This window comes from Frankia sp. EI5c, assembly GCF_001636565.1.
Taxonomy (GTDB): Bacteria; Actinomycetota; Actinomycetes; order Frankiales; family Frankiaceae; genus Parafrankia.
Genome location: NZ_LRTK01000008.1, coordinates 190,953 through 205,187 on the forward strand (window position 1 = coordinate 190,953; position 14,235 = coordinate 205,187).

Sequence of the window (14,235 nt, forward strand, 5' to 3'; positions counted from 1 at the left end):
TCCCGCCGCCGCCTGCGGATCGCCGAGGCCGGCATCCGCCGCGCCACCCCGGTATGGGGCATGGACGTCTCCGCCGAGCCGCAGGCCGAGCCGGTGACGCGCGAGCAGGTCGAGGCTGTTCTCAACGACCCGGACAGCGCCTACCGCCGCCTGCGCCGGGTGATGGACGCCTGGTGCGCCCTGTGGTCCTGGCCGCTGACCACCGACGTCCCCCCGCCGGACCTGGACGCTTGGCTCACTGGCCTGGAAGCCCTCCTCGGCAAGGCCACGAAGCCGGGACGGAACGAGAAGAACGGCCAGTCCGCCTTCGCCGACGACCTCTCCTGGGCCGGCCTCGACGACGCCGAGGAACTCGACCTCACCTTCGCCGCCGCCCGCCCCGTCGACGAAGCTCTCCGGGACATCCCGTGGCTGCGGGTGACGGAGGAGATCGCCGACCGCCAGGGCTTCTTCCACTGGGAACTCGACTTCTCCCAGGTCTTCACCCGCGGCGGCTTCGACCTCCAGGTCGGAAACCCCCCGTGGGTCCGCCCCGACTGGGACGAAGCCGGGGTTCTTGCCGAATACGATCCCTGGTGGACACTCACTCCAACACCCGCCGAACAAGAAATAGCTCGGCGTCGCCAAGAAGCCTTCCTTCTCCTCGAAGCGAAAATTTGGTATCTGGACCAGCGGGCAGACATGGCCGGAGTATCCTCGCATCTCGGGAGTCCTATTAGCTATCCCCTTCTCCTCGGCCTGCATCCAGATCTCTATCGCTGCTTCATGGATCAGATCTGGGGTTCGATGCGACGAAAAGGAATTGCGTCACTCATCCATCCAGAGTCGCACTTCACCGAGCTTCGGGCCGTCAAACTGCGACAGGAAACATACCACAGACTACGCCGCCACTGGCAGTACAGGAACGACGCAAAAATCTTCGCGGAAGTCATGAACACCAAAAGATTTGGGGTGCATGTATACGGGAATTACAAGATTAAAGTCGACTTCATTCAGGCAACCGGGCTTTACGATCCATCAACAGCAGATAGGTCTCTGCTACACGATGGCTCAGGACCAGAACCGGGCATGAGAGACGCCCTGGGCAGACGCGACACCAGTCCGCACGCACGACGCATCACCCGAGTCACCCGCACCGCCCTAGAGAGCTGGGCAGAACTAGTAGACGAACCCGGAACACCCTACGATCAAGCACGCATGATCTATGCCATAAATAGCTCTAGCTCATCCGTACTCTCCAAGCTGTCGAAAGCTCGCCGGATAGGCTCTCTGGAAATCTTCTGGACCGAAGGTTGGCACGAATCGTACGGTCGCAGGAAAGGGGTATTCGAGAAACGCTCGGATGTGCCCCAGAACTGGGATGAGGTTATCATTCAAGGGCCCCAAATATCGGTCGGAAACCCGCTATTTCAGCAACCACGCCCGAGTATGAAAAACTTCAAAGACGTAGACCCGATAGACCTCGAGAAGATTTCCGAAGGGTTCACACCCCGAACCAGCTACCAGCGGATACTACCCACCGAGGAGTACCTTGCTGGGTACAAGAAGTTTAGAGGGAAGCCAAACAACAGGTACTTTCGAATTGCCTGGCGAGAGATGTGCGACGTCGCAAGTATCCGAACGCTACATGTCGCACTCCTTCCGCCCGGACCAACACACGTACATGGCGTCCACAGCATGACCACCGAGAATCTCACAGACCTGGTCACCGCAGCCGGTAGCCTGATGTCAGTTTGCGCGGATTTCTTTATCAAGAATTGCTCTTCAAACCACATTTCTGCATCGTTATTAAAGAAATTCCCCTACACAAGACAGCATCACCTAGAACAAGAAATTATCCTGCGAGTATTGCGCCTAAACTGCCTAGTAGAGGTCTATTCCTCCGCATGGGAGGAGTTGTACAGACCTGAATGGCGTCACGATCAGTGGGCTCGCGACGTCGGAGTGGCACAACGCGACCGGCCGGAGATCGGGGAGGTTTCGGCAAAGTGGGAGTGGGCTACGCCGTTGCGGCGGGCGGCGGATCGGCGGCAGGCGTTGGTGGAGATCGACGCGATCGTGGCCGTGATGCTCGGGCTGACCGCGGACGAGCTGGTCACCGTCTACCGGACGCAGTTCCCCGTCCTGCAGGATTACGAGCGCAAGGCGCGGTACGACTCGTTCGGGCAGCAGCTGCCGGCTGATCTGGCCAAGCAGCTCGACAAGGCGACCGCGGCCGGGGAGCGCGTCCACACGCTCAACGGGCCGGACCGGAACTATGTCGGGCCGTTCAGCGGGGTGAACCGGGAGACGGACCTGCGCCTCGCGCACGGGCATTTCAGCCGGCTGACCGCCGAACGGGAAGCGGAGAAGGCGCGGCGCGAGACCTCGGGGCAGATGCCCGGATGACCGCGCCGCTGCTGCCGTCGTTGCAGGCGGCCGACCTGCGCCGTGCCCTGACGGACTATCTGGCGACCACGTTCGCGCTGACCGACGACGACGTCCGCGCGGCGCTCACAACGTTTCTCGCCGACCCGGCCGAGGGCATTTTCCGTGGCCCCTACGCCCGCCTGCGGCTGCCTTTCCGGCCGGCGGACGGAACGTGGGCGGCGGCGCTGGACTGGTGGCCCGATGGCTTCGTCCCGTATGTGCACCAGGCGCGGGCGTTCGAGCGGCTGTCATCGAAGCATGGGCGGCCGAGGCCGACGATCGTCACCACCGGCACCGGGTCGGGCAAGACCGAGGCGTTCCTCGTCCCGATCATCGATCATGCGCTGCGGATGCGGCGGGCGGGGCAGCGCGGGGTGAAGGCGCTGGTCCTCTACCCGATGAACGCGCTGGCGAACGACCAGGCGGGCCGGCTGGCGGGCCTGCTCACCGGCGACCCGCGCCTCGGCGGGCTGACCGCCGGCCTCTACACGGGCGAGCAGCAGGGGCAGCGCACGAAGGTCACCGAGGCGGGCCTGATCACCTCGCGGGAGGTGATGCGCTCGGACCCGCCGGACATCCTGCTGACGAACTACAAGATGCTCGACCACCTGCTGCTGCGCGGCACCGACCGCGGGCTGTGGGAGGGCGCGGGCGAATCCCTCACCTACGTGTGCCTGGACGAGTTCCACACCTACGACGGCGCGCAGGGCACCGACGTCGCGATGCTGCTGCGCCGGCTCGGGTCGATGCTGGGGGTGGCCCGCCCGGGCGCGCCGCTGGGTGACGTGGTCCCCGTCGCCACCTCCGCAACGCTCGGCGCCACCAACCCCGGTGGTAGCCCCACCAGCCCCGGCGACAGCCCCACCAACCCCGGCGAGAGCGTCCCCGACAGCGCCACCGGCGGCGCGGACGAGCCGTTCGCCGCGATGCGGGCGTTCGCCGAGACGGTCTTCGGGCTGCCGTTCGAGGCGGACGCGGTCGTGGTGGAGCAGCGGATGGCGCCGGACGAGTGGCGCCGCGAGCACATCCGGCCGACGCACGGGGTGGTGATCCGGCGGCTCCCGGCCACCCGGCTGCTGGCGGAGACGGTGCGCGCCGCCGTCCCCGACGGCCCGGAGCGTGTCGCGGACGCGCTGCTCGGCGCGCTCGTCGCCCGCGAGGGTGACAGCGGCACCGGTGGTGGGCACGCCGACGGCTCGGAGTTCTCGGCGGAGGAGATCCGCCGGCTGCGCCGCGGGGACCGGCTCCCCGCGATCCTGGCCGCGCATCCGCTCACGGAGGGTCTGCTGGCCGCCGCGCTGCGGCCGGCGCCCATCCGCGAGCTGGCGGCGGCGCTGTTCCCCGACGACACCAGCCCGGACGGGGCTGACGGGGCGGCTGTCGTCGAGGCGTATCTCGGCCTGCTGTCGCAGGCGCGGGCCCGGGCGAACGCGGAGCCGGCGGTGGGCCGGCGGCTGCTCGGCGTGGACGCGCAGATGTGGGTCCGGGAAGTCACCCGCATCGACCGGCGGGTGTCCGCGACGCCCGCGTTCCGCTGGTCGGACGACGGTGTGCACGCCGACCTCGACCTGTACCTGCCGGCGCTGTACTGCCGGCACTGCGGCCGGGCCGGCTGGGGGGCGCTGCGCACGCTGGTCGGCCGGGCGATCGATGCCACGGAGACGACGGTCCGCCGTGCCTCCCGCGCCGGTGACCAGCGCTTCCGCGCGCTGCTGCACGCCCCGGGCGAGGCCGCCGCCGTGATCGCCGCCGCCGACACCGAAACCAGCACCGGCTCCGGCTCCGACACCGCCGGCTCCGAAACCACCGAGGCCACCGACACCACCGAGGTCACCGAGGGCACGGGCACGGGTGGGACGTCCGTCGAGGGCCTGCTGTGGCTGGACACGTCGACACTGATCCTCAGTACCCGGCCGGCGGCTGACGGGGAGCCCGACGAGAGCACCCACATCCCGGTGCTGGCCGCCTGGGATGACGACGCGGCCGCGCGGGCGCAGACCTGCCCGTCGTGCCGGCAGCCGGACGGCATCCGCTTCCTCGGCAGCGGGGTGTCGACGCTGACGTCGGTGACGCTGTCGGCGCTGTTCGGGTCGGCGCATCTGGACAGCGCGGAGAAGAAGACGCTGCTGTTCACCGACAGTGTGCAGGACGCCGCGCACACCGCCGGGTTCGTCCAGGCCCGGTCGCACGCGCTGAGCCTGCGCGCGGCGCTGTTCGACACGATCGAGCACCGCGGGCCGCTGACCGTCGCCGACCTCGCCCGGGAGGCGATGGAGCGGGCCGGGGACGACCCGGTGCGCCGCTACCGGCTGGTGCCGCCCGCACTCGCCGACTGGGCGGCGTTCCGCGGCTACTGGCAGCCGGGCGGCGGCGGGGCACCGGGCGGCGGCACGCCGGGCGGTGCGGTGGAACGGAACCGGGCGCGGCAGTTCGTCGAGCGGCGGCTGGCGTTCGACGCGGCGCTGGAGTTCGGCCTCAACGCCCGCACCGGGCGCACGCTGGAGCTGACCGGCGCGGTCGTCGCCGAGGTCGACACCGGCCACGGCGAGGCGCTGGCGCGGGTCGCGGGCCGGGCGGTCGCGCGGGCCCGCCAGCAGCATTCGCTGTCGGCGGAGAACGACGAGGCGCTCGGCGCGGCGCTCGACGACACCCGGCTGGTGGCGTGGGCGCGCGGGGTGCTGGAGCGGGTCCGGGTGCAGGGCGGCATCTGGCATCGATGGCTGGAGTCGTTCGTCGAGCATGACGGCAACCGCTGGTTCCTCACCGGGGGCCGGCGCGCGGCGCGCGGTGAGGGGCTGCCGGCGTTCCCGCCGGGCCGGCCGGCGCCGACGTTCCCGACGACGGGGCGGACGTCCGAGCGGACGGCGACGTTCGACAGCATCACCGGGCCGGCGTCCTGGTATGCCCGCTGGGCGCAGCGCCAGCTGCGGTTGACGGCGCGCGACGGCGGGCTGGTGACCCGGGCGCTGCTGGAGGAGATGGCGGACGCCGGCTGGCTGACCCGGCGGCGCACGGAGACGAACGCGACGGTCTTCCTGCTCGACCCGGCGCAGGTCGTGGTGAGTGCGGCCGACGCGGCCGGGCTCGCCGAAGGGGCGCTGGCGCTGCGCTGCGACGTCTGCCAGACGCTCACCCCGGGCACCCGGCGCACCGTCGGCGACCTGGCGGGCGCCGCCTGCCTGCGCCAGGCCTGCCCGGGGCGGCTGCGCCCGGCCCGGCGCGGCGACGACTACTACCGCCACCTGTACCGCAGCGCCGACATGCGGCGGGTGGTGGCGCACGAGCACACGTCGCTGCTGCCGGACGACGTCCGCCTCGACGTGGAGCGGCGGTTCCGCGAGGGGGGCGGGCCGGCGGTGCCGAACGTACTCGCGGCGACGCCGACGCTGGAGCTGGGCATCGACATCGGCGACCTGTCGACGGTGCTGCTCGGGTCGCTGCCGCGCACCGTCGCCTCGTATGTGCAGCGGGTCGGGCGGGCCGGGCGGCTGACGGGGAACGCGCTCGTCCTGGCCTATGTGAAGGGCCGGGGGCAGGACACCCAGCGCCTCGCCGACCCGCTGGCGCTGCTCGACGGGGACGTCCGGCCGCCGGCCACCTACCTGGACGCTGTGGAGATCCTGGAACGTCAGTACGTGGCCTGGCTGGTGGACCGGCGGGCCCGCGCGGGCACCCAGGACCCGGTGACCGCCGCCGGGCTGTTCCCGGAGGCCGGCTGGGCTCCGGGCACCTGGCTCGGTGACCTGCTCGCCGACGCCGAGGCGAACGCGGCGGCGTACACCGACGAGTACCTGGCGCTGTTCGGCACCGCCGTCCGCTCGGACACCGCTGCCCACCTGCGCACCTGGGCCGGCGCGGGCGGCGGCACGGGCGGCGTGGACGGGCAGGCCGCGCCGGAGGGCCAGGAGGCCGGACCGGAGGGCCAGGAGGCCGAGCCGGTGTCGGGGCTGGCGCGGCTGCTGCGGCGGGCGGCCGTCGAGTACCGCCGGGAGGCCGACGAGCTGGGGCACCGGCGCTCCGCCCTGCAGGACAGCCTGCCCGAGCTGGCGGCCGCCGCGAACCGCCCGACCGCCACCGCCGACGACGTCCTCGCCCACCGGCTGGCCCGCGCCGAGCTGGGGTTCCTGGGCAAGCGGCGACAGGAGCTGGCCACCCAGTTCTGGGTCGGCGCGCTGGAGGAACGCGGCGTACTGCCGAACTACACGCTGCTCGACGACACCGTCACCCTCGACGTCGCCCTGCAGTGGATGGACCAGGACACGCAGGAGTACCACGAGGAGCCGCGCAGCTACCAGCGCGGCAGCGCGCTCGCGCTCACCGAGTGGGCGCCCGGCGCCACCTTCTACGCCCAGGCGACAGCGGTGCGGATCGACGCCGTCAGCGTCGGAACCGACCTCGACGGGCTGTTGCAGACCTGGCGGATCTGCCCGTCCTGCGGCTGGTCGCGGGTGCACCGGCACTCCCAGGGCGACGAGCCGGCCGTGCCGGCGCGCTGCCCGCGGTGCGGCGACACCGGGATCACCGACACCGGCCAGGCGCTGCCGGTGCTGCCGCTGGAGCGGGTGTCGGCGCAGGTCTCCCGGGACGCGGCGATCATCTCCGACGCGCACGACGACCGGGAGCGGCTGCCGTTCACCGTCGCCGCCGCCGCCGACGTCGACCCGGAGCAGATCACCGACGCCTGGCATCTCGACGGCTACCCCTTCGGCGCCGAGTACGTCCGCCAGCTGGATGTGCGCTGGGTCAACGTGGGGCGGGCCGTCGAGCAGGGGCCGGAGCGGATGCTGGCCGGCGCCGCGGTGCGGGCGCCGCTGTTCCTGCTCTGCCCCGGCTGCGGGGTCGTGCCCGCGGCGCAGCTCGGCGTCCGCGACCCGCAGCAGGCCCGGCACCGGGCGTGGTGCCCGCACCGCACCCGGCTGGACGTCCCGTGGCGGGAGCTGGCGCTCGGCCGGTCGCTGCGCACCCAGGGGGTGCGGATCCTGCTGCCGCCGCAGTTCACCCTCGACCAGTTCGCCGGGCCGTCGTTCCGCGCGGCGCTGCTGCTCGGCCTGCGGGAGCTGCTCGGCGGCGCGCCGGACCATCTCGACGTCCTGGAGGTGCGGATACCCCTCGGTGGCAGCGAGCGGGCGGCGCTGCTGCTGCACGACCGTGTCCCCGGCGGGACGGGCTATCTCGCCGACCTGGCCCGGCCGAGCCGGGTCCGGGAGCTGCTCACCGCCGCGCTGGCGGTGGTCGCCGGCTGCGGGTGCGCGCAGGACGGGCTGCTGGCCTGCTCCCGATGCCTGCTGCCGTTCAGCCCGCCGGGGCTGGTGGAGCGGACGTCCCGGGCGCGGGCCGAGCAGATGCTCACCGAGCTGCTCGGCGGCCCCTGGGAGCCGGTCGGGCTGCGGTCGATCACCGACATCCCGCCGCCGTCCCTGGACAGTGCGCTGGAACTGCGGTTCCGGCGGACGTTCACCGACGCGCTGCGCGCCCGCGGGGCGAGCGTGCGGGAGATCCCGCGGCTCACCGGCACCGAGCTGCGGTTTGGGGTGCCGGGTACCGTCCACCGGCGGTGGACGCTGCGGCCGCAGGTCCTCGTCGGCGGCTGCCGGCCCGACTTCGAACTGCTCTGCGAAGATCCGCGGGTGCCGCGCGTCTACATCTTCACCGACGGGCGCACCTGGCACGCCACCCCGGCGCACAACCGGATCGCGGACGACGCGGCGAAACGGGCCGCGCTGCGCGAGGCCGGGCACGTGGTGTGGGCGGTCACCGACGACGACGTCGCGGTCTTCGAGGCGCTCGCCCGCGGCGAGCGGGCGGAGGCGGCCGGCGCCAGCTGGTACGACGACAAGGTGAGGCGGCTGCTCGTCCGGGCCCGCGCACAGCTGATCCCGGCGGGTTCGGTCTCCGACGGCCTCGCCACCGCCGACGCCGTCACGCAGCTCCTCGACTGGGTCATGGAGCCAGGTCGTCCACAGGCCTGGCGCGCGCTCGCCGACGGGCTGCCGCTGGCGCTGGCCGACGGCCGGCCCGCGCCGATCCGAAGCCGTTCCGCGCTGCCCGGACTCGCCGCGGCCGCCCTCGACCCGTCCGGCCCCCCGGGAGACGGCCCGGAGCTCACCGCGGCCGGTGACCTGCAGGGCTGGGTCTGGCCGCGCGGAGGGCTCGCCGTCGCCACCGCGTGGTGGCCGCGGGCACCGCACGACATCGGCTGCGTGCTCGTGCTCGACGACCGCGACGACCGCCTCGGCGGCGAGGCCGGTGAGCGGGCGTGGCGCCGCTGGCTGGCGCTGTCGAACATCCTCGGCCACGCGAGCCGCACCGCCCTGCCGCTGGCGCTCTCGCAGTGCGGGGGCGAGCAGTGGACGGGCGGTGCTCAGCCGGGCGGCGAGACAGCTGGCACGGCCGCGGAGGTGCCCGAACCGAGGGCCGGAACCACGGCCGGAACCACGGCCGGGACCGGAAACGGGACCAGGACCGAGGCCGGGACCGGGGCCGGGGCCGGGGCCGGGGCCGGGGCCGGGGCCGGGGCGGACGAGGAGATCACCGCGGTGACGTCGCGGGCGGGCGCGCTGTCGCCGCCGTGGGCGGATCTCGTCCTCAACGCGCTCGATGACGCGGAGAAGACCCTGCTGCAGGGGCTGGCGGCGGCGGGTGTGCCGCTGCCCGAACAGGGCCACGAGACAGCGGACGGCTACCCGCTCGACCTCGCCTGGCCGGACGCGCGGGTAGCCGTCCTCGTGCACCCCGAGGATGTCGACGCGGCGCTGCGAGCCGAGCTCACCGGCGCCGGATGGCGGATCGCCGACCCCGTCCCGGAGCAGGTCGCCGCCCTGCTCGCGGCAGAGGAAGGAACACGGAGCACCCGATGAGCAACATCACCATGTCCCGGCAGTTCCGCAGGCGGCTGGACATCGACGGGTCCCTCAAGCAGCGGGCGTGGGACTTCCTGACCAAGCTGATGGCCGACCCGGCCAGCCCCGGCCTGCACATCGAGCCGATCAGGAACTCGGCCGACCCGCGGGTGCGCACCGGACGGGTCAACGACAACTTCCGCGCCGTCATGTTCCTCGTCGCCGAATCACCGGAACCGCACTTCGTGCTCGCGGCCATGGCCAAGCATGACGAGGCGAACGCGCTGGCGCAGCGGCTCGTCCTGACCACGAACCCGGTCAGCGGCGTCCTGGAGGTGATCGAGAGCTCCGAGCCGGCGCCTCCCCCCATGCCGCCGGCGCCGCCTGACGGCGGGCGCGGCCGGAAAGGCTGGGTCCCGCAGGGGCCGCTGGCCGGGTTCACCCCGCGTGAGCTGGAGGATCTCGGCCTGTCCGGCACCCTCGCCCAGCGGGCGGTGAACTGCCCCGACGAGGACGCGCTGGTGGCCGCCGCCGGCGACGAGCGGGTGCCACCGTGGCAGGCCGACGCGCTGCTCGCCCTCGCCACCGGCACGCCGATCGACGAGATCCGCGACCAGCTCAGCCTGGTGGGCCCGACGGACCGGGAGGACCAGGACCGGGACCGGGACCAGGACCGGGACCGGGACCAGGCGACCGACCAGACCCGCGCGCGGCCATCCGCGCGGCTCTCGGGGCAGACCCCCACACCGGCCTCCGCACCGGCCTCCGGACCGGCCTCCGCGCGGCCCGACGGCGCCGGCACCCCCGCCCGGCCGGCGAGCGACGCCGATGTCGCCGCGGCGCTGCGACGGCCCAGCACGCTGATGGACTTCGTGCGCATCGAGACCGACAGCGAGCTGCGCCGCGTCCTGGACGGCAGCTTCGCCGAGTGGCGGGTCTTCCTACACCCCGAGCAGCGCCGGTACGCCTATGTGACGACCAGCGGTTCTTACCGGCTCTCCGGCGGGGCCGGCACCGGCAAGACCGTCGTCGCGCTGCACCGGGCCCGCCGCCTCGCGGCCGCGCCAGCCCCGGCGGCCGCGCCAGCCCCGGCGGCCCCGGCTGGCCCGGCGGGCCTCGCGGGGGCCACGGCGCCGGCGGGCCCCGCGGTCGCGCCACGGGTCGTGCTCACCACGTTCACCCGCAACCTGGCCGACAACCTCGCCCAGGACCTGCGGACCCTGGACGCCTCGGTCTGGCAGGGCCGGCTCGGCGAGCCCGGGGTGACCGTCCGCGGGGTCGACCAGCTCGCCCTGGACGTCCTCAGCCTCGTCCCCGCCGACATCCGTGCCGCCACCGGAGGTGACCTGCTCTCCGCCGGCTCCGTCCCGAGGCCGCTGTCGGACGCCGACGAGCGCACCCTCTGGGCGGACGCGGCCCGCGCCGCCGGGCTCACCGGCGACCTCGCCCGGCCCGTGTTCCTGCGCGGTGAGTACCGGATGGTCATCCTGGCCAACGACCTGACCACCCGCGCCCAGTACCTGCGGGTGCCCCGGCCCGGGCGCGGCACCCGGCTGTCCCGCGCGCAGCGGATGGCGATCTGGGACACGGTGGAGGCGTACCGGCGCCAGCTCGCGCTGAACCAGACGGCGAGCTACGCCGAGATCACCGTCCTCGCCGCCCGCTGCGCCGACGCCCACGCCGCGGCCGGCGGCCCGCGCCCCGCCGATCACGTCATCGTCGACGAGGCCCAGGACCTGCACCCCGGCCACTGGCGGCTGCTGCGCGCCCTCGTCGCCGAAGGGCCCGACGACCTGTTCCTCGCCGAGGACTCCCACCAGCGCATCTACGGGGAGAAGGTGGTCCTCTCCCGCTACGGCATCCAGGTGCGGGGCCGCAGCCGGCGGCTCACCCTCAACTACCGGACCACCGCGCAGAACCTGCGCTTCGCCGTCGGGATCCTCGCCGGCGACAGCGGCGTCACCGACCTGGAGGGCAACGCCGAGGCCACCGCCGGCTACCGGTCGGCGATGAGCGGCCCGGCGCCGCTGCTGCGCGCCTGCTCCGGGCTCACCGAGGAACTCGACGTCACCGCCGACATCCTGCGCGGCTGGCTCGCCGGGCAGGGCGGGGTGGAGGCCGGCAGCATCGGCGTCCTCACCCGCAGCGCCCGGGAACGCGACATCGTGGCGCAGGGGCTGCGCGACCGCGGGATACCCGCCCAGGTGATCGCCGGGCACGCCCTGCCCGGTCACGCCGGCGGGCGGGACACCCACCGGCCGGACGCCCCCCGCCTCATGACCATGCACCGCGCCAAGGGACTCGAGTTCAGCCGGGTCGTGCTGTTCGGCGTCGGCCACCGGAGCATCCCGTCCGAACGGGTCCTCGCCACCGAGCCCGACGACGAACGGGACGACACCCTGGCCCGCGAGCGCTTCCTGCTCTACGTCGCCGCGTCCCGCGCCCGCGACCTGCTCGTCGTCGTCTGGGCCGGTGCCGCCTCCCCGTTCCTGCCCGTCCCGGCGTCGGAGAACTGAGCGTGCCGGCACGCCGGACGGTCATCGCGGGGCGGTACGAACTGACCGCGCCNCTCAGCCGCGGCGGGATGGGCGAGGTCTGGCGCGGCTACGACACCGTTCTCGACCGCGACCTCGCGGTCAAGCTGATCCGTCCGGACATCATCGACACGGCGGACCGCGGCGGGTTCATCAGCCGGTTCCGCCGCGAGGCGCGGGTCACCGCGAAGATCGAGCATTCCGGTGTGCCCACCGTGTACGACGCGGCGTTCGACGAGACGTCCGACCGGCTCTACATCGCGATGCAGCTCGTCGACGGGACGTCCCTCGCCGAGATCCGGAAAGAGCACGCCGGGCCGGTTCCCGTCGACTGGGCGGTGTGTGTGGCCGCGCAGATCTGCGCCGTGCTGTCGTACGCGCACGCGATCCCGGTCATCCACCGCGACCTCAAACCGCAGAACACGATGATCGACCGGGTCGGCACGGTGAAGGTGCTCGACTTCGGCATCGCCACCGTGCTCGGCACCGACACCACCCGGCTCACCACCACCGGCCAGATGCTCGGCACCATGCCGTACATGTCACCCGAGCAGATCAAGAGCACGCCGGTGAGCCCGCGCAGCGACCTCTACTCGCTGGGCTGCCTGCTGCACGAACTGCTGGCCGGGCAGCGGGTGTTCCCGGCCACGAACGAGCTGTCACTGATCTACCAGCACCTGCACACCCCGCCGGCACCCGTGCGGACGCTGCGCCCGGACGTCCCGGCCGGGCTGGAGTCACTCATCCTCGATCTGCTGGCGAAGGAGGCCGTCGACCGGCCGGCGGACGCCTGGACGGTGCACGATCGCCTGGCGCCGTTCCTGCCCGCCGCCGACCCGGGCGGACCCGACTACGCCGCGCCACCGACGGCACTGCCCGACCCGACCCGCCCGTACCGCCGCCCGGGAGCGCCGCTCCCCCGCCCGCGATCCTCCAGCGGTCCTGGCGCGCCCAACGGGCTTGGCGTACCCGGCGGTTCGGGGCCGTCCGGCGGTTCGGGGCCGTCCGGCGGTTCCGGACCGTCCGGCGGTTCCGGACCGTCCGGCGGTTCCGGACCGTCCGGCGGTTCGGGGCCGTCCGGCGGTTCCGGACCGGGACCGGCCGGCGGTTCCGGACCGGGACCGGCCGGCGGTTCGGGTGTTCCCGGCACCGCCTCGCCTTCTTCGGTCGCCGCGACGTCCCGTGCGGTGTCCGGTGGGACGTCCCAGGCGGCAGCGGGTCAGGGTCGGGGCCAGGCGCCGGCTACCATTCCGGGCGGCCGGTTCCCCGCCGCACGAGACCCGTCGCTGCCGCCGGAAGCCGGCCGGCACGTCCCCGACGAGGAGCTGGACGCCGCTCGCGACCAGGCTCTGGAGCTGCTCGAAGAGGAACGGTTCTCGCAGGCGGCCGACCTGCTCGCCGGTCTCCTGCCCGCGGCTGCGGCCAGCCGCCCGCCCACGGATACCCGGCTGCTGGACCTGCGCCGCACCCTCGCCGCGGCCTGGTTCTACGGCGGCGACTTCCGCCACGCCCTCCCCGAGCTGGAGCAGCTCGCGAACATCCTCACGGACGTACGCGGCCCGCGGGACGAGGAGGCGATCAACTGCCGCCGGCAGGCCGCGTTCTGCCACGCCGAGCTCGGCGACTTCGACCAGGCCCTTCAGGGCCTGGTCCGACTCACCCCGGCGATGATCGGCCGGTACGGCGCCGACTCCGAGCCCGCGCTGGCGCTGCGTCTGGACATCGCCCGCTTCGAGACCGCCGCCGGTCACGCCGCCGATGCACAGGTGACCCTGCGCGTCCTGCACACGGACGCCGCCCGCCTTCTCGGCCGCCAGCACACCATCGCCCAGCAGGCCGCCAGCCTGCTCGCCCACCTCGCCCACCGGCGCCCGCCGCCTGAGGTCTGAGGGGCCGGACTCAGGTCCGAGGGCCGGACTCAGGTCCGAGGGCCCGGCTGAGGTCCGAGGCGGCCTGGTTCGAGGTGATCGACTGCCCGCCAGCGAGATGACAGTGATGTCTGAACGCAACGGGTTCTCGGCCCGTCGGGTGGGCCGGTGAGGGCTGACGGCGGGCGGTCTCAGAGCGAGGCGGCGTTCGCGGGCCGGCCCATTCTTCCGGCGTCAACGGCCGCGGCGGGCAACGGGGCTTCGGCGGACACCCGGTGGGGCGCAGTGGCCCGGCGACGGCACCGGCCGGAGCGGGCTTCAGCACCGCCACCAGGGTTTTCAGGGCGCGCACAGCACCCGGGACAGCCCCTGCCCACGCCTCACCCAGGCACCGGCGACTGTGCGGTGACGGCGCCTACAGAGCTCTTTGTGGCCTCCGCCAACGGCGGGTTGCAACCCATCCTTCACAGTGGTTGTCAAGACACTCCGATAGGAGACACACAAAGCCCTTTATTCGGATGGACGTGACGCCCTCGGCCGCGCCCACAATCCTGAACGTAATTGTCAGATCAGCGAATTCACCGG

General features: G+C 73.0%; 3 protein-coding genes. All 3 read left to right on the forward strand.

Features of this window, described 5'->3' with window-relative positions; translation table 11 throughout:
* Nucleotides 1-2,384: 2,384 nt before the first annotated feature.
* Nucleotides 2,385-9,266, forward strand: coding sequence for a DEAD/DEAH box helicase (locus UG55_RS07150; RefSeq protein ID WP_066064553.1), 6,882 nt, complete (start codon nt 2,385-2,387; stop codon nt 9,264-9,266).
* Nucleotides 9,263-11,764, forward strand: coding sequence for a 3'-5' exonuclease (locus tag UG55_RS07155; RefSeq protein ID WP_066064556.1), 2,502 nt, complete (start codon nt 9,263-9,265; stop codon nt 11,762-11,764). The genes UG55_RS07150 and UG55_RS07155 overlap by 4 nt, the downstream gene beginning before the upstream one ends.
* 68 nt (nt 11,765-11,832) lie before the next feature.
* Nucleotides 11,833-13,671, forward strand: a complete 1,839-nt coding sequence (locus UG55_RS07160; RefSeq protein ID WP_242423855.1) for a serine/threonine-protein kinase — start codon at nt 11,833-11,835, stop codon at nt 13,669-13,671.
* Nucleotides 13,672-14,235 lie beyond the last annotated feature (564 nt).

Bases quoted from the DNA above. Each gene is read 5' to 3' on its own strand.
- UG55_RS07150 (WP_066064553.1), top strand. From the start codon at position 2,385: ATGACCGCGCCGCTGCTGCCGTCGTTGCAGGCGGCCGACCTGCGCCGT.
- UG55_RS07155 (WP_066064556.1), top strand. From the start codon at position 9,263: ATGAGCAACATCACCATGTCCCGGCAGTTCCGCAGGCGGCTGGACATC.
- UG55_RS07160 (WP_242423855.1), top strand. From the start codon at position 11,833: ATGGGCGAGGTCTGGCGCGGCTACGACACCGTTCTCGACCGCGACCTC.